The sequence below is a fragment of the Vibrio sp. Y10_XG_PY6 genome (genome assembly GCF_024181795.1).
Classification (GTDB): Bacteria; Pseudomonadota; Gammaproteobacteria; order Enterobacterales; family Vibrionaceae; genus Vibrio; species Vibrio diabolicus.
Genome location: NZ_JAMZAQ010000005.1, coordinates 51,362 through 67,232, shown reverse-complemented (window position 1 = coordinate 67,232; position 15,871 = coordinate 51,362). Strand labels below are relative to the sequence as shown.

15 protein-coding genes and 5 tRNA genes are annotated in these 15,871 nt (G+C 46.7%); 9 read left to right on the top strand and 11 right to left on the bottom strand.

What is annotated here, in order from left to right; translation table 11 throughout:
- Positions 1-23: 23 nt before the first annotated feature.
- The 6 genes from NL644_RS20865 to orn form a co-directional block, all read right to left on the bottom strand.
- Positions 24-99: transfer RNA gene (locus tag NL644_RS20865), tRNA-Gly, on the bottom strand.
- Between the two features lie 30 nt (positions 100-129).
- Positions 130-206, bottom strand: a tRNA-Met gene (locus tag NL644_RS20860).
- Positions 207-248: 42 nt separating this feature from the next.
- A tRNA-Gly gene (locus NL644_RS20855) sits at positions 249-324 on the bottom strand.
- A 30-nt stretch (positions 325-354) separates the two neighbouring features.
- Positions 355-431: transfer RNA gene (locus NL644_RS20850), tRNA-Met, on the bottom strand.
- Positions 432-473: 42 nt separating this feature from the next.
- Positions 474-549, bottom strand: a tRNA-Gly gene (locus NL644_RS20845).
- 156 nt (positions 550-705) lie between these two features.
- Positions 706-1,251 (bottom strand): oligoribonuclease, encoded by a 546-nt coding sequence (gene orn / locus NL644_RS20840; protein ID WP_005395387.1) that lies wholly within the window; start codon positions 1,249-1,251, stop codon positions 706-708.
- A gap of 127 nt (positions 1,252-1,378) precedes the next feature.
- On the opposite strand from orn, the gene rsgA reads away from it, so the two are divergent.
- From rsgA to NL644_RS20820, 4 genes are all read left to right on the top strand, one after another.
- Positions 1,379-2,443, top strand: coding sequence for a small ribosomal subunit biogenesis GTPase RsgA (gene rsgA, locus NL644_RS20835; protein ID WP_005395388.1), 1,065 nt, complete (start codon positions 1,379-1,381; stop codon positions 2,441-2,443).
- Positions 2,444-2,559: 116 nt separating this feature from the next.
- Positions 2,560-3,417 (top strand): archaetidylserine decarboxylase, encoded by an 858-nt coding sequence (asd, locus tag NL644_RS20830; protein WP_005395389.1) that lies wholly within the window; start codon positions 2,560-2,562, stop codon positions 3,415-3,417.
- Between the two features lie 167 nt (positions 3,418-3,584).
- On the top strand, positions 3,585-5,000 hold the full coding sequence (locus tag NL644_RS20825; protein ID WP_253658751.1) for a DASS family sodium-coupled anion symporter: 1,416 nt from the start codon (positions 3,585-3,587) through the stop codon (positions 4,998-5,000).
- Between the two features lie 131 nt (positions 5,001-5,131).
- A complete protein-coding gene (locus NL644_RS20820) occupies positions 5,132-6,019 on the top strand; it encodes a DMT family transporter (protein ID WP_005381469.1) in 888 nt (295 codons plus the stop codon).
- A gap of 82 nt (positions 6,020-6,101) precedes the next feature.
- Here NL644_RS20820 and gpmM read toward each other — a convergent pair whose 3' ends face one another.
- A complete protein-coding gene (gene gpmM, locus NL644_RS20815) occupies positions 6,102-7,634 on the bottom strand; it encodes a 2,3-bisphosphoglycerate-independent phosphoglycerate mutase (RefSeq protein ID WP_253658750.1) in 1,533 nt (510 codons plus the stop codon).
- 547 nt (positions 7,635-8,181) lie between these two features.
- Between gpmM and NL644_RS20810 the strand changes: the two genes are divergently transcribed.
- The 5 genes from NL644_RS20810 (at position 8,182) to NL644_RS20790 (ending at position 12,633) form a co-directional block, all read left to right on the top strand.
- On the top strand, positions 8,182-8,616 hold the full coding sequence (locus NL644_RS20810) for a rhodanese-like domain-containing protein (RefSeq protein WP_005395399.1): 435 nt from the start codon (positions 8,182-8,184) through the stop codon (positions 8,614-8,616).
- Positions 8,617-8,863: 247 nt separating this feature from the next.
- Positions 8,864-9,328 (top strand): protein-export chaperone SecB, encoded by a 465-nt coding sequence (secB, locus tag NL644_RS20805; protein WP_005395400.1) that lies wholly within the window; start codon positions 8,864-8,866, stop codon positions 9,326-9,328.
- Between the two features lie 195 nt (positions 9,329-9,523).
- Complete coding sequence (gene gpsA, locus NL644_RS20800) at positions 9,524-10,561, top strand: NAD(P)H-dependent glycerol-3-phosphate dehydrogenase (RefSeq protein ID WP_006743122.1); 1,038 nt, start codon at positions 9,524-9,526, stop codon at positions 10,559-10,561.
- A gap of 78 nt (positions 10,562-10,639) precedes the next feature.
- Complete coding sequence (gene cysE / locus NL644_RS20795; protein ID WP_005395410.1) at positions 10,640-11,461, top strand: serine O-acetyltransferase; 822 nt, start codon at positions 10,640-10,642, stop codon at positions 11,459-11,461.
- Positions 11,462-11,487: 26 nt separating this feature from the next.
- Complete coding sequence (locus NL644_RS20790) at positions 11,488-12,633, top strand: murein hydrolase activator EnvC (protein ID WP_048626686.1); 1,146 nt, start codon at positions 11,488-11,490, stop codon at positions 12,631-12,633.
- 73 nt (positions 12,634-12,706) lie between these two features.
- Here the strand turns inward: NL644_RS20790 and NL644_RS20785 are convergent, their stop codons facing one another.
- From NL644_RS20785 to epmA, 4 genes are all read right to left on the bottom strand, one after another.
- Complete coding sequence (locus NL644_RS20785; protein WP_167426170.1) at positions 12,707-13,663, bottom strand: DHH family phosphoesterase; 957 nt, start codon at positions 13,661-13,663, stop codon at positions 12,707-12,709.
- Positions 13,664-13,807: 144 nt separating this feature from the next.
- Complete coding sequence (locus NL644_RS20780) at positions 13,808-14,443, bottom strand: TetR/AcrR family transcriptional regulator (protein ID WP_005395413.1); 636 nt, start codon at positions 14,441-14,443, stop codon at positions 13,808-13,810.
- A gap of 21 nt (positions 14,444-14,464) precedes the next feature.
- Positions 14,465-14,839 carry a VanZ family protein gene (locus tag NL644_RS20775; RefSeq protein ID WP_005395414.1) on the bottom strand — a complete coding sequence of 125 codons (375 nt, stop codon included), beginning with the start codon at positions 14,837-14,839 and terminating at the stop codon, positions 14,465-14,467.
- Between the two features lie 9 nt (positions 14,840-14,848).
- Entirely contained in the window at positions 14,849-15,820 is a 972-nt protein-coding gene (gene epmA, locus NL644_RS20770; RefSeq protein ID WP_114324021.1) for an elongation factor P--(R)-beta-lysine ligase, read from the bottom strand.
- Positions 15,821-15,871 lie beyond the last annotated feature (51 nt).

The following is a 15,871-nucleotide window of genomic DNA, read 5'->3' as shown; positions in this document are numbered from 1 at the left end:
AAGTACCGTGAGAACTATGAAACTGGAGCGACACACGAGGTTCGAACTCGTGACCTCAACCTTGGCAAGGTTGCGCTCTACCAACTGAGCTAGTGTCGCATATTAACAGCAGTCGCTATTAATGGAATTTGGTTGCGGGGGCCGGATTTGAACCGACGACCTTCGGGTTATGAGCCCGACGAGCTACCAAGCTGCTCCACCCCGCGTCCGTATTGTGTCACCGTTAAGTACCGTGAGAACTATGAAACTGGAGCGACACACGAGGTTCGAACTCGTGACCTCAACCTTGGCAAGGTTGCGCTCTACCAACTGAGCTAGTGTCGCATATTAACAGCAGTCGCTATTAATAGAATTTGGTTGCGGGGGCCGGATTTGAACCGACGACCTTCGGGTTATGAGCCCGACGAGCTACCAAGCTGCTCCACCCCGCGTCCGTATTGTGTCACCGTTAAGTACCGTGAGAACTATAAAACTGGAGCGACACACGAGGTTCGAACTCGTGACCTCAACCTTGGCAAGGTTGCGCTCTACCAACTGAGCTAGTGTCGCATCAACAACGTTTCCGCTGTTTAGGGCTGCGAATTATAAGAGCATTTTTTTGTGATGCAAGTCCTTCCTTCAAAAAAACTTTATTTTTTTACTGAACGATGAAAAAGCAATCAAAAGCGATATAAATTACAACAATTTGGATCGCAACCTTAACAGTTAAATCTTGAAAATAGTACCACGATAGTACTTAAGTTCTGCAATCGACTCGCGAATGTCGTCCAAGGCCAAATGTGTTCCCTGTTTTGTGAACCCATTTAATACTTCAGGTTGCCAACGACGCGCCAATTCTTTAAGAGTGCTGACGTCAACATATCGGTAATGAAAGAACTCTTCTAATTCCGGCATGTGTTTGTACAAGAAGCGACGATCCTGCCCAATGCTGTTACCACATATTGGCGACGCTCCTTTCGGCACCCATTTTTCTAAGAATTCAATGGTTTGTGCGACCGCATCTTGTTCTGAGATTTTACTGTTGCGAACGCGTTCCACCAAGCCGCTTGCCGTATGCGTATTGGTGCACCAATCGTCCATTTTCGCTAGCTCTTCTTCCGGCTGATGAATCGCTAATACTGGACCTTCAGCTAAAATATTTAGCTCGCTATCCGTGACAATAGAAGCAATTTCAATGATTTTGTGCGTTTCAGGATCAAGCCCTGTCATCTCTAAATCAACCCAAATTAGGTTTTGATCGCTAAAGGACATGGTTACGCCGCCTATTTGTTTATCGATAAAAGAGGTACTATACCTCAAAATACGGGAAACACGATACTCACTCAGAGCCAAGATCACGGCTCAACCATTTGAGTAAATTCACATAAAGTACAGAATTGTGGCAAAGAAGAAAAAGTTAACCAAAGGTCAAGTGCGACGCGTACGCAGCAACCAACAAAAGCGTTTAAAAAAGCAAGAAGAGTCCATCCAGTGGGATGAAAACATGCTAGGCGCAAGCAAACAAGGTCTCGTGATCACTCGTTTTGGCCAGCACGCGGATATTGAAGACCTTGAAACAGGCGAGATTCAACGATGTAACCTTCGCCGTGGTATCGAATCTTTAGTATCTGGCGATCGAGTTTTATGGCGCGAAGGCTTGGAGTCTATGGCTGGCATTTCTGGCGTTGTTGAAGCGGTAGAACCTCGTTCTTCAGTGCTCACTCGTCCAGATTACTACGATGGCCTAAAGCCCGTAGCTGCCAATATTGATCAAATGGTCATTGTCTCCTCGGTACTGCCCGAGCTATCACTGAATATTATTGACCGTTACCTCGTAGCATCAGAAACACTGAATATCGCACCATTGCTGGTCTTAAACAAAGTCGATCTTCTAGAAGCCGATGATCGTGCAATGTATGAAGAATGGCTCAAAGAATATGAACGCATTGGCTATAAAGTGCTTCTGGTCAGCAAGAAATCTGGAGAAGGCATTGCTGAACTAGAAACTCTGCTGCGTGACCGAATTAATATCTTTGTTGGTCAATCAGGCGTAGGGAAATCCAGCTTAGTCAACGCGTTAATGCCGGAACTAGAGAGCGAAGTGGAAGAAGGCGAAGTTTCAGAGAACTCTGGTTTAGGCCAACACACCACGACAGCAGCGCGCTTGTATCATATTCCGACGGGTGGCGACTTGATCGACTCGCCTGGAGTGCGTGAATTTGGGCTTTGGCATTTGGAAGCAGAAGAAGTAACGAAAGCATTCGTTGAATTCCGACCATACTTAGGCGGTTGTAAGTTCCGAGATTGTAAGCACAATGACGACCCTGGCTGCCTTCTACGTGAAGCTGTTGAGAAAGGGGAAATCAACGAAACTCGCTTTGAAAACTACCATCGCATTTTGGAAAGCATGGTTGAAAACAAAGCAAACCGTCAGTATTCACGCAATAAGAAAGCCGATCTGTAATTAAGTTAAGACTGTAACTGTGTAAAAAGTCTTCACCTAATACTGACAAGCAAATTAAATTTCAGTAACATCACGCGCCCTAAAGCGCGAATCTAACAGAAGTATCGGAATTAAAGATGGACAAGTTTAAAGTTGGACTGCAGTACTGGATCCCACAACACGGCCTCACTCGCCTAATGGGTAAACTGGCTTCAGCAAAAGCTGGCGGTCTAACAACAGCAGTTATTCGTTGGTTTATCAAACAATACAATGTGAACATGGATGAGGCGAAGCACTCAGATCCTAAGCATTTTAAAACGTTCAACGAGTTTTTCGTTCGTGAGCTAAAAGAGGGCGCACGCCCAATTTCTGAAGGCGAAAACGTCATCACTCATCCAGCCGACGCTTGTGTTAGCCAATTTGGCCCTATTGAAGATGGTCAACTTATCCAAGCAAAAGGTCATCACTTCTCAGCGCAAGAACTGCTGGGCGGTGACGCGAATTTAGCAAACGAATTTAAAGATGGATCTTTTGCCACGCTGTACCTGTCTCCGCGCGATTACCATCGTGTACACATGCCGTGTGACGGCACACTGCGCCAAATGATTTACGTACCTGGTGACCTGTTCTCAGTAAACCCTCTGACAGCAGAAAACGTTCCAAATCTATTCGCACGTAACGAGCGTGTGGTGTGTATCTTTGACACTGAGTTTGGTCCAATGGCACAAGTGCTTGTTGGTGCGACAATTGTTGGCAGCATTGAGCAAGTGTGGGCTGGCACGATCACTCCGCCTCGTGGCAATACTGTCTACAAATGGGATTACCCAGCTGAGGGTGACAAGGCCGTGATCTTGAAAAAAGGCGAAGAGATGGGCCGCTTCAAACTGGGTTCTACTGTTATTAACCTGTTTGCCAAAGACGCGATTGAGTTTGACGCAAGCATGGAAAACGGTAAGCCAACCGTAATGGGCACACCTTACGCCTTGAAAAAATAAGCAAAACCCCGTTAAAAGAGCCCTTTCTCAAGGGCTCTTTTTATTGATAAAAAGCAAAATTCCGTTCAAAATTTAGCCTCTATTTCTCAAACTCATACCTGCCTCTAAGACCTTCATTCCACAATCAATTATCCTGCGCTTAGGATGAATATTTAGAGGGGCAGCCAATGCCAAAGATGAGTGTAAACACGCTGGCGAAATTGCTGGTGTGCTTTTTAGTTCCGCTCGGTGTTTTGATGATGCCGATTGATGCTATTCCTATTGATGATCTCACTTTAATTCAGCATCGCCTGTTGGCTATTTTTCTTCTTGCTGCCCTACTTTGGGTTCTTGAGCCGGTACCCGTTTTTGCTACGTCCATTCTTATTATCGCTCTTGAACTGATCATGATATCGGATAAAGGTTTGCATCTATTTCGCAATCCACCAGCGGGGCATGATTTAGGAGAGTTAATTGCTTACACTGATATTTTCTCTGCCTTCTCTTCACCGATCATTATTCTTTTTATGGGTGGGTTTGCCCTCGCCATCGCGGCTTCCAAATACGAACTCGACAACAATCTCGCCCGAGTACTACTAAAACCATTCGGCACACAACCTAAGTTCATCATGCTGGGTTTGATGCTCATTACCGCCGTTTTTTCAATGTTCATGTCCAACACTGCCACGACGGTCATGATGTTGGCGCTGCTCGGTCCAATCGTCGCTTCTGCACCTAAAGGGGATCTAGGGATTAAAGCGCTGGTGCTGTGCATTCCAATTGCCGCGAATACTGGCGGCATTGCAACTCCGATAGGCACGCCACCTAACGCAATAGCGCTCCAATACCTCACCGGAGAAAACGCCATAGACTTCCTATCTTGGATGACAATGGGCCTACCATTTGTGCTGATACAACTCACTGTTGCTTGGTTTTTGTTGCAGAAGCTGTTTCCGTCCAGCGAACCAGAAATGAAACTAAAGCTGGATGGTACGTTCAAAAAGAGCTGGCGCGCGATCGTCGTCTACATCACTTTTGCACTAACCATTGTGCTTTGGATGACGACAAAAGTACACGGCATGAACACGTATGTTGTTGCGATTATCCCGCTTGCGGTGTTCACCTTAACGGGCATTATGGGAAAAGAAGAACTCAAGCTGATTAACTGGGACGTGCTATGGCTGGTTGCTGGTGGTATCGCAATTGGTATTGCCTTAGACAAAACGGGCTTAGCCGAAGCATTAGCGCACGCCATTGATTACAGCTTACTATCACCATTTGCCGTTGTCTTTGCCCTATCGGTCGTATGTTGGTTAATGGCGAACTTTATGTCTAATACCGCAACGGCAAACTTATTAATGCCTATTGCTGCCGCTATTGGTACATCCATGCCAAGCCTTATTGCGGTTGGTGGCCTACAAGGTTTACTGGTTGTCGTCGCATTCTCCGCATCACTTGGCATGATCTTACCGGTTTCCACGCCACCAAACTCTTTGGCTTATTCAACAGGCCTAATCGAGAGCAAAGACATGGCGAAAGTGGGGCTGATTCTTGGTTTGATTGGTCTATTTATCGTGTATGGCGCAGTTCTGGTGATGTTTTAATCGAAAAGCTCGTGACAGAGCTTGTTGTCATGGAGCTGTTCGCCAGCTATTACCCTCACAGAGCAGCTTTTACATCCATTAAATTTCGTGCATATTAAGACTCCTCAAATCTACAAGGACGTCGACACATCATGGGTTACGAATGGCTTGCTTTATGTGCCGCTTTTTTGTGGGCAGTTTCTAGCCTTATTTCTGTCATTCCTGCACAACACCTAGGCGCATTTTCTTACAGCCGCTGGCGCATGGGCTGTACGGCCGTGATCTTATCAACAATGGCCTGGATAACTGGCGGCTGGTTAACGGTTTCTTGGGAACATGTAACGCCAATGATGGCGTCGGGTCTGATTGGAATTTTCATCGGTGATACCGCTCTGTTTGCGTGCTTGAATCGTATGGGACCAAGACAAGCCGGACTACTGTTTTCCTGCCATGCGGTATTCTCGGCCATTTTGGGCTACTTCTTATTTAGCGAAGTCATGACCACAATAGAACTACTGGGCGCATCATTGGTATTTAGCGGCGTGGTGATGGCGATATTCTTTGGCCGAAGAGGTCAAGTGAATAACGTCTTGGAAGACATTAAAGGTAACATCTGGGTGGGTATTGGACTTGGCTTAACCGCAGCAATGTGCCAAGCATTGGGCGGCATCATCGCCAAGCCAGTAATGCAAACCAGTATTGACCCCGTTGCGGCTTCTGCTATTCGAATGATCAGTGCATTTTTCGCCCACAGCATGTTGTTAGTTCTAGGGGTCAAAGTCGCTCGCTCGACACAACACATTACTTGGCGAGTATTTGGTATTACTGCGCTTAACGGTTTCTTGGCGATGGCCGTCGGCATGACGCTGATCTTATACGCACTGCAAGAAGGAAATGTAGGTATGGTTGCACTGCTATCTTCAACCACGCCAATTATGTTGCTACCGCTGCTCTGGATTTACACTAAACGCCGACCAAACCGATTTGCATGGTTGGGCGCAGCCCTAGCTGTGATTGGTGCTGGCATTTTGGTTCAATAACCTTACAGACCAGCCCTTGTTGCCAGATACAAAAAAGCCCGAGTTTAAACTCGGGCTTTTGTCATTCTGAGTTGTCAGTTAATTATTTAACTAGCACTTCACCCGTCATTTCTGCTGGGATATCTAGACCCGCTAGAGAAAGCATGGTTGGTGCAAGGTCAGACAGTTTGCCGCCTTCTTTGAACTCAACCGCTTTATCACCTACGTAAATAAGAGGAACCGGTAGGTTAGTGTGCGCTGTGTGAGTACCACCCGTTTCTGGGTCAACCATCATTTCTGCGTTACCGTGGTCCGCAGTGATCAATAGCTGACCGCCAACTTCTTTGATTGCTTCAACTACTTTGCCAACACTTTCATCTAGCGCTTCGATTGCTTTCTCAGCTGCTTCGTAAACGCCAGTGTGACCAACCATATCTGCGTTCGGGTAGTTACAGATGATAGTGTCGAACTTACCAGACTTGATAGCCGCAACCAGTTTCTCTGTAAGCTCAGGGGAGCTCATTTCTGGCTGAAGGTCGTAAGTGGCTACTTTTGGAGAAGCAACAAGCTGGCGCTCTTCGCCTTCAAATTCGTTTTCAACACCGCCGTTGAAGAAAAACGTTACGTGCGCATATTTCTCTGTTTCAGAGATACGTAGCTGAGTTTGACCTTGCTTAGACAGCCACTCACCGTACGTGTTTTCTAGAGACGCTGGTGGGAATGCGATTGCTAGAGGGATATCTGCCGCGTATTGAGTCAACATAACGAAGTTAACTGCCGGGAATACCGCACGATCAAAACCATCAAAGTCAGGCACGAATGCACGAGTGATTTGACGAGCACGGTCAGCACGGTAGTTCATGAAGATAACCGCATCACCGTCTTGCATGATTGCGTCTTCTTCGCCTTCCGCTTTAATTGCTGTCGCTTTCACGAACTCATCGTTCTCTTCACGAGCGTAAGCGGCTTCTAGACCAGCAACGGCGGTTTCTGCTGTGAACTCAGCTTTCGCTTGAGTCAGAAGATCGTAAGCAACTTGAACGCGATCCCAATTGTTGTCACGGTCCATAGCGTAGTAGCGACCTACTAGAGAAGCAACACGACCTTTACCTAGTTTCGCGAATAGATCTTGGAAACGTTGTAGCGAGTTTTCTGCACTACGTGGTGGCGTGTCACGACCGTCTAGGAAACAGTGTAGGTAGATTTTCTCAGCGCCACGAGCCGCTGCCATTTCAACCGCTGCGTAGATATGGTCTTCATGAGAGTGTACGCCACCCGGAGACATCAGACCCATAATGTGTACCGCTTTCTCTGCTTTAACAGCAGCATCAACTGCTTCAACAAGCGCTGGCGTTTCAGCGAACTCACCGTCAGCGATCGATTTAGTGATACGAGTTAGATCTTGGTATACAACGCGACCTGCGCCAATGTTAGTGTGACCAACTTCTGAGTTACCCATTTGACCATCAGGAAGGCCAACATCCATGCCTGAAGCAGAGATTAGAGTGTGTGGGTTATTCGCAATCAGAGCATCCATTACTGGTGTTTTCGCATTCGCAATTGCGTTACTTGCTGTGTCTTCACGGTAACCGTAACCGTCAAGGATAACTAGAGCCAGTGGCTTCTTAGCTGACATAGTGATGACCTCATCAAATTTAAGTAACTTTTGGCGTAGGGCCTCGCTGCCCTATCTAACCTTGAAACAAAACTAGCGTAATTTTACTACACTTTTTAACCAAAACTGTAGGTTAAGATCAAATAATGTTTGCGATTTATTGTTGCTATCTTACAAGTTAAGCGAACAACGAGTCAGTGCCGACAAACGTGTTCCACAAGCATAGTCATTCCTAATACGCTTTGTACACCCCAGTCTAGGTTCGGTTTTCTTACGCTTCTGATTCTTGTTTTTGCACCTGAAACAGCGCTTATTTAACGCATGATCGAACAAGATTGGTTAGTACCTATTGTTCGCTTTTTTCGGTAAAACAAAAATCACTTAAGTCGATAAATCCAATAGGCAAAAACAATCAAGCTACCATAGTCCAAGGCACGGATGGCAATAACATAAAGGGTTTATAGAGATCTCAATTATTCGTTAGAAAATTTTAACCCTCTCGCCTAAGAGGCTTAACCCCGCTATACTCCTGCTTTATTTTTCCGCCAACAGCGTAAGAGCTCAAGACATGCAAGAGTACATTGAATTTTTCCAACAGAACATGATTCTATCTTTGGTTTGGGTAGGTCTTCTTGTCGCCTTTATCATGAACATCGTGAAGTCAGCGACGGCCGCATACAAAGAAATCAACGTAAACCAACTGACTCATCTTATGAACCGTGAAAACGGCGTTGTAGTGGATATCCGCACAAAGGACGAGTTCAAAAAAGGTCATATCACCGACTCACTTCACATTTTACCGTCAGATATCAAAGCGGGTAACTTTGGTAGCCTTGAAAACCACAAATCAGACCCAATCATTGTGGTATGCAAAACAGGGCAAAACGCTCAAGAAAGCGCGAACCTATTAGTAAAAGCAGGCTTTGAAAAAGTAAGCCTACTGAAGAACGGCTTGATTGCATGGAACGAAGCGAACCTGCCTTTAGTACGTGGTAAAAAGTAATACCCGGCAGCTTCGATAACGTGGCAGAGGCAAAAGACAAGGTACGCATTCAAGCGTGTTTTTGCCAAGCTTCGTGGATAATAAACTGAGCAAATTGAAAGCAGTTGAAGCATTAAGTTGTGACGCTTTGCACGTAATACACGCTTCATCTAGTCAAGGTAGATTGGCTCAGTTAGTCTCGGGACATACCAGTTTTCTGAGTTTAGACGTTTCTAGGCTCTACAAATATTTATTTAAGGATTAAAAAATGGCTGAAGCAGCACCTCAAGAAGCACAACAAAACTTCGCAATTCAACGCATCTTCCTAAAAGACGTTTCTTTCGAAGCGCCAAACTCTCCAGTAATCTTCCAAAAAGAATGGAACCCAGACGTTAAACTAGACCTAGACACTCAAAGCCGTGAGCTTGGTGAAGGCGTTTACGAAGTGGTTCTACGTCTAACTGTAACTGTGAAGAACGAAGAAGAAACAGCGTTCCTATGTGAAGTTCAACAAGGTGGTATCTTCACTGCTGAGCAAATGGAAGCAGGCCAACTAGCACATTGCCTAGGCGCATTCTGCCCGAACATCCTATTCCCATATGCTCGTGAAACTATCTCAAGCCTAGTGGTTAAAGGTACGTTCCCTCAACTGAACCTAGCGCCAGTTAACTTCGACGCGCTATTCATGAACTACCTACAACAGCAAGCTCAACAAGGCGAAGCTGAAGCGTAATTCACGTTTTGTAAGTGACGAATAGCCTGAGTGCTGACGTCACCGACTCTAATAAAATGCACAGAGCGTCTACCATCCGATGCAATGTGCATTTTTTATTTCTGACAAAAGTTCCTAGTTCCTAATCGCCAGAAGGCGTAAAATTTGACGATTAGGAACTAGATTCTACTAGTAGAAAGACAATTAGGCGGTAGCATGACACAAGCAAATACAAACAATGCTTACGGTAAAGACATCGCAATGACGGTGATTGGCGCAGGTTCATACGGTACCTCTCTGGCGATCTCACTCGCTCGTAACGGCGCGAACGTAGTCCTTTGGGGACACGAGCCTGAGCACATGGCACGTTTAGAAGCGGATCGCGCGAACCACGCTTTCTTACCTGGTGTTGATTTCCCTGAAAGCTTGATCATTGAATCGGATTTAGAAAAAGCCGTACAAGCAAGCCGAGATTTATTGGTTGTGGTTCCAAGCCATGTTTTTGGCATCGTACTGAACAGCTGTAAGCCTTTCTTACGTGAAGACTCTCGTATCTGCTGGGCAACCAAAGGTCTTGAGCCAGAAACGGGTCGTCTGCTGAAAGACGTCGCTTATGACATTATCGGTGAAAACTACTCACTGGCTGTATTGTCTGGCCCAACGTTCGCCAAAGAACTTGCGATGGGCATGCCTACTGCAATTTCAGTTGCTTCTCCAGATGCTGAATTTGTCGCTGACCTACAAGAAAAAATCCACTGCAGCAAAACCTTCCGCGTGTACGCCAATAGTGACTTTATCGGCATGCAATTGGGCGGCGCGGTGAAAAACGTTATCGCAATTGGTGCGGGTATGTCTGACGGCATCGGTTTTGGAGCCAACGCGCGTACTGCATTGATTACTCGTGGTTTGGCCGAAATGAGCCGTCTTGGTGCTGCGCTTGGTGCAAAACCAGAAACCTTCATGGGTATGGCTGGTTTGGGCGACCTTGTCCTAACGTGTACCGACAACCAATCACGTAACCGCCGCTTTGGTTTAGCGCTAGGTCAAGGTAAAGACGTCGACACGGCACAAGAAGAAATTGGCCAAGTCGTAGAAGGCTACCGCAACACGAAAGAAGTATGGATGCTCTCTCAACGCATGGGTGTTGAGATGCCAATTGTTGATCAAATTTATCAAGTATTGTATCAAGGGAAGGATGCACGCCTGGCAGCGCAAGATTTACTTGCTCGTGACAAAAAAGCCGAAGGAAAGTAGCACTCTACGCCCCTTCGCACCTCATCTGAGAAGAATAGAAGTTGTCGGGTCACGGAAGAACCACTCAGGATATTGAGAATGAAACACTGCGAAAAACAAAAAGTCTGGAACAGAATTGTCTCAGAAGCCCGCGAAATGTCAGAGCAAGAGCCAATGCTGGCCAGCTTTTACCATGCCACCATCATCAAGCATGAAAGTTTCTGTGCCGCGCTCAGCTACATTTTGGCAAACAAGTTAAACACGGCATCGATGCCAGCAATGGCAGTACGTGAAGTGGTAGAAGAAGCGTTCTCTGCCGACCCAACCATTACCGATTGTGCCGCTTGTGACATTTGTGCCACGGTTAATCGCGACCCTGCAGTTTCGATGTACTCTATGCCGCTGCTGTACTTAAAGGGCTACCACGCTCTGCAAGGCTACCGCGTGGCAAACTGGCTATGGAAGCAAGGGCGCCATGCACTGGCCACCTACCTGCAAAACCAAATTTCGGTTGCGTGTCAGGTAGACATTCACCCGGCAGCACGCATTGGTAGCGGCATCATGCTCGACCACGCAACGGGAATCGTCATCGGTGAAACTGCAGTTATCGATAATGACGTCTCAATTCTACAAGACGTTACCTTAGGCGGTACGGGTAAAGAGTGCGGCGATCGTCACCCGAAAATCCGTGAAGGTGTGATGATTGGTGCAGGTGCAAAAATTCTTGGCAATATCGAAGTGGGCGAAGGCGCGAAAATCGGTTCTTGCTCTGTGGTATTGCAAGCAGTACCACCACACACAACTGTGGCGGGGGTTCCTGCGAAAATCGTCGGTCGTCCAAAAACGGACAAACCTTCTCTCGATATGGATCAAGGCTTTAATGGTAAATCACAAAGCTTTATCCATGGAGATGGTATTTAATCGTCAACAAACCTTTTGACAACAACGTGGTAGGTAAATCTCAAGTGCGAAAACAAAATCACCCTGTTCTACGCTCGGCTATTTTATTAACTTGTGCTTTATCTGCCACATACCCCCTCGCCTCTTCTGCCGCTAGTCAACAAGAGCTCAAAGGCGTATCAAGTGAGATAAGCCGTCAACGCAAATCTCTCTCTTCCCAAGAAAAGCAACTCAATGAGCTACAAAAATCGCTCAAAGAGCAAGAACTTGGCATTTCTAAACTTGAGCGCGAAATAAGACAAACCAAATCTGAGCTGGCACAAGCAGACAAAAACATAGACAAGCTAGAAGAGAAAATTGCCTTGCAAGAAGCGCAGCGCCAAGAGCAAGAGGAAGAGCTCAAACAGTTGCTGCAAACGTATTACGTGACCGAACGAGCGAAAGCCAATGGTCACTTGTTGAATCAAGGTGTGGAAGAAGACCGCATGAGTCAATACTTCCAGCACTTAGCCAAAGCGCGTGCGGAAGTGATTGATGCAATCACCAAAACCACTCAAGAATTGGCACACAACAAAAACCAGCTTGAGCTAGAAAAAGAGCAAATCGAGACGTTACTCAAACAGCAATCTGAGAAACGTACGGCGCTGGCAAGTACACAATCCAAACGTAAGCAAACCCTGAATAAAATTCAGAGCAGTATCAAGAACGATAAACGCTACCTTGCTGAACTGCAGCGCAACGAAACACGCCTAAAAGCCGAGATCGCCAAAGCGGCTAAGCGTAATGCCGTGCCAATGGACGGACTGGGCAAACAGCGTGGTAAACTGCCATGGCCACTCAAAGGTCGTGTATTACACAACTTCGGTACTCGCCAAACCGGGCAAGTAAACTGGAAGGGAATGGTGCTTGCGGCCAATTATGGTCAACAAGTGAAAGCCGTTTACCCGGGCACTGTCGTATTTGCGGAGTATTTACGCGGGTATGGCTTAGTGGTATTGCTTGACCACGGCAAAGGCGACATGACGCTCTACGGCTACAACCAAGCGTTGACGAAAAAAGAAGGCGATCGCGTGACCGCTGGCGAAGTGATCGCTCTTGCGGGTGATACTGGCGGGCAAGATCGCGCATCACTCTACTTCGAAATTCGCCGCAACAGTGAAGCGCAAAACCCGAAATCTTGGTTGAAGCGCTGATTATCTTACTCATCGACTTATAATAAAAAAGGAGCCACTCGGCTCCTTTTTTATATTCATATTTTGGCAAATGCTATGCGTAGTACGTTTCTACCGCATCAATAAAAGCACTTACATCATCTTTGCTTAATGTGTTGATGCCTGCCGCCGCTTCTCGGCCGCCACCAGTTGGAAACTGTCCACACACGGCAACGGCGCCTTGTTTGTTGTTCAACGGGGCACGTAGAGAGACCGTGTAAGTGCCATCTGCATTTTCGGTGAGTACTGCATGAGCAGAATCTGGGTTTTGATTTGCCAGCCAGTTGCCATACACACCGCTGATTCGACGTGATGCGGCCGTGTTTGGTAGCTCGAACAGCTTTAGCTTACCGCTCTCATGCGTGGCAGGCACTGCCAGAGCGGCATCCATATCTTGTTGGTAAGCAGACTGCAGTTGGTAGTAAGGCGAAGTTTTATCTTCAATTACATCAAATGGCGACGTGTACTTCAGCAAGGCTTGGTACAAATCCGCAGGATGGAAATGTAAGTCATCCACTTTCGAACCGTAACCGTTGTAATTAATCAAAGTGCCAAGCTCTTTAAGCTGCGCTTTCTGATCGTGTGACAATCCGACCTTGCCAGCCAATTCATCTGCTTTCGCGATCATGTTATCGCCATAAGCCGCCGTAATCGCCCATGTGTGAAAACGTCCATTTAGCAATTGATCGACAATCAACGCCGTACACATGTTGGCATCGAGATCGATGTGCGCATCCAAGTTGCCATGCTGAGGAATATCACCCGCCTTATGGTGATCGGCGTAAAACACGTGCGCGCCTTGAGCCAATGCTTGCTCTAGGCCTACCATGTTCTTTTCCATCGAAATGTCTAACACCGTTAGCTCATCACCCGCTTGCACGTCTACTTTTTCCACCAGCTTGATGTCGCGCTTTACACCAGTAATTAACTGAGCCTCGATAGGATCAGCCAAGCGTAATTGTAGAAGCGCAATGATGCCATCAGCATCGCCATTAAAAATGTCGTAATTCATGGAGCGATAGTTCCTTTATCGAGAGTCATATCCCAGAGAGGGCTGAACGGTATGAGGACTATTGTGCGTGGCATATTTGACAAGTCAACTCGAGCCACGACTCGAAAATGAGAGTGACTCTCGAAATATTAAGCAGTTTGACGTTTAACTGTGTAGATTGCTGACTGCATCTTCCAGTAACAGTAGCTGCTCTAACCCCTGCTCAGTTGCTAATGGCTTAACGACATTAAGCATCTGCAACATCCCTTGCTTCACCATTTGCTCAGTGATGCTGGTTTTCGAAGCCATTGCAGATTGATACGCCAACCAGCTACACGCAATCAAATGCAACGTACACACCAGTGACTTCAACTGCTGTTGATCAACATTAAGCAGCTTCAGCGATACAAACTCTTGCATGATCGCAATGAGGTTCGCTTGCAGCTTTTCTTGCACATCGATGTACTGCTCATGTAACTGCTCATCTCGTGACAAGATCTCAGGTAGATTCGCGTAGAAAAAGCGGTATTTCCACATTAGCGTAAAGATGGAATCTAGGTAGCTCTTCAGCATAGTCAGGCTTTCTTGTGAGCCTTGAATAGGGGTAAATCTTTCTAAAAGTTCTGCTGAATAAAGCGCAAAGATCTCACGAACGATTTCTTGCTTATTACGGAAGTGGTAATACAGATTACCTGGGCTAATTTCGATGTGATCGGCAATGTGATTGGTGGTGATGTTGCGTTCACCATGTTGGTTGAACAACTCCAGTGCCGCGTAGACGATTTTGTCGCGCGTTTTCATTGTTATCGTGTTCCCTCTTCATTAACGAATCGAGTATAGCGACTTCACCAACCTAGGTCGATAGAGGCTCCAAATACGGTAACATAACAGACCAGTTAGAATACCCGTTGAGTTGGCGACAAGGTCTAACCAAGAGGTTTGTCTTCCGACATACCCTTGTAGCCATTCGATGGCAGCACTAAATAATAAGATACCAATCGCCACCGCCCAACGTTGACGCCAACGCCACACGCAAAAGCAACCTAAAAACGCAAATCCGCTGTACGCCATGGCGTGCTGCATTTTATCAAGATACGCAATGTTGCCCCAGTCTTGCAACTCGCCCGAGCTCAACGATAAGTAAGCAATCAGTATTGCGTAGCTGAGAATGACCAAACGTGCAGCAGCCAAGTTCATTGAATATCCTTATGCGATTGGGAATGGAAAAGCCGTCACTTGATCAATGTGGTCACAGCCGAGCGCTAGCATGATCAAACGATCGATGCCTAACGCAACACCCGCACAATCTGGCAACCCTGCCTCCAATGCGGATATCAAATGATAGTCGATTGGCTGCGGTTTTAAACCCATTTCGAGACGCTTCGCGTTATCTTGTTCAAAACGCGCCAGTTGCTCTTTCGGGTTATCGAGTTCATGGAACCCATTTGCCAGCTCAATTCCCTTAAAATACACCTCAAAGCGATCCGCAACACGATGGTCTTGAGGATTGATTTTCGCAAGCGCCGCCTGTGATGCCGGGAAGTCGTACACAAAAGCCGGCACATCCTGACCAATTTTGTGTTCGACTCCCACGCTAAATAGCAATTGCAGTAACGTATCGCGATCTTCTTCAGGCTCTGCAATGTCACTCAAACCCAGCTTGCTTGCCGCCGTTTTCAGCTCCGTCATCGAGCCTTCTAGTGGACACACACCCAACACATCAATGAAGGCTTGTTGATACGTCATGCGCTGCGCTGCGCCACACTTCAATACCAACTGCAATAGGTCATCCATTTCATCCATCAGCTTGTGATGGTCAAAGCCAACGCGATACCACTCCAACATCGTGAATTCTGGATTGTGGTAACGACCATTTTCTTCGTTACGAAATGCTTTGTTGATTTGATAAATACAACCGCTGCCAGCCGCCAGCAGGCGCTTCATGTGGAATTCAGGGCTGGTCATAAAGAACAGCTTGCTACCATCGGCATAACCCGGGCCAACAAACTCGGTTTGGAAAGTATGCAAATGAATGTCAGTCACGGTTGCGTGACTCATGGCTGGCGTGTCGACTTCCATCACCTGTCGATCAGCGAAGAATTGGCGAATCGACGCGATTAACGTCGCACGTTGACGAAGTTGGTCAATGGAAGCAGTAGGTTGCCAGTTGGTTTGCATAACAAGTCTCTCAAACTTTAATTCAGCGAGGAAAGTCTCATTCTACATGCT

Bases quoted from the DNA above. Each gene is read 5' to 3' on its own strand.
- orn (WP_005395387.1), bottom strand. From the start codon at position 1,251: ATGTCCTTTAGCGATCAAAACCTAATTTGGGTTGATTTAGAGATGACA.
- asd (WP_005395389.1), top strand. From the start codon at position 2,560: ATGGACAAGTTTAAAGTTGGACTGCAGTACTGGATCCCACAACACGGC.
- NL644_RS20825 (WP_253658751.1), top strand. From the start codon at position 3,585: ATGCCAAAGATGAGTGTAAACACGCTGGCGAAATTGCTGGTGTGCTTT.
- NL644_RS20820 (WP_005381469.1), top strand. From the start codon at position 5,132: ATGGGTTACGAATGGCTTGCTTTATGTGCCGCTTTTTTGTGGGCAGTT.
- gpmM (WP_253658750.1), bottom strand. From the start codon at position 7,634: ATGTCAGCTAAGAAGCCACTGGCTCTAGTTATCCTTGACGGTTACGGT.
- NL644_RS20810 (WP_005395399.1), top strand. From the start codon at position 8,182: ATGCAAGAGTACATTGAATTTTTCCAACAGAACATGATTCTATCTTTG.
- secB (WP_005395400.1), top strand. From the start codon at position 8,864: ATGGCTGAAGCAGCACCTCAAGAAGCACAACAAAACTTCGCAATTCAA.
- gpsA (WP_006743122.1), top strand. From the start codon at position 9,524: ATGACACAAGCAAATACAAACAATGCTTACGGTAAAGACATCGCAATG.
- cysE (WP_005395410.1), top strand. From the start codon at position 10,640: ATGAAACACTGCGAAAAACAAAAAGTCTGGAACAGAATTGTCTCAGAA.
- NL644_RS20785 (WP_167426170.1), bottom strand. From the start codon at position 13,663: ATGAATTACGACATTTTTAATGGCGATGCTGATGGCATCATTGCGCTT.
- NL644_RS20780 (WP_005395413.1), bottom strand. From the start codon at position 14,443: ATGAAAACGCGCGACAAAATCGTCTACGCGGCACTGGAGTTGTTCAAC.
- NL644_RS20775 (WP_005395414.1), bottom strand. From the start codon at position 14,839: ATGAACTTGGCTGCTGCACGTTTGGTCATTCTCAGCTACGCAATACTG.
- epmA (WP_114324021.1), bottom strand. From the start codon at position 15,820: ATGCAAACCAACTGGCAACCTACTGCTTCCATTGACCAACTTCGTCAA.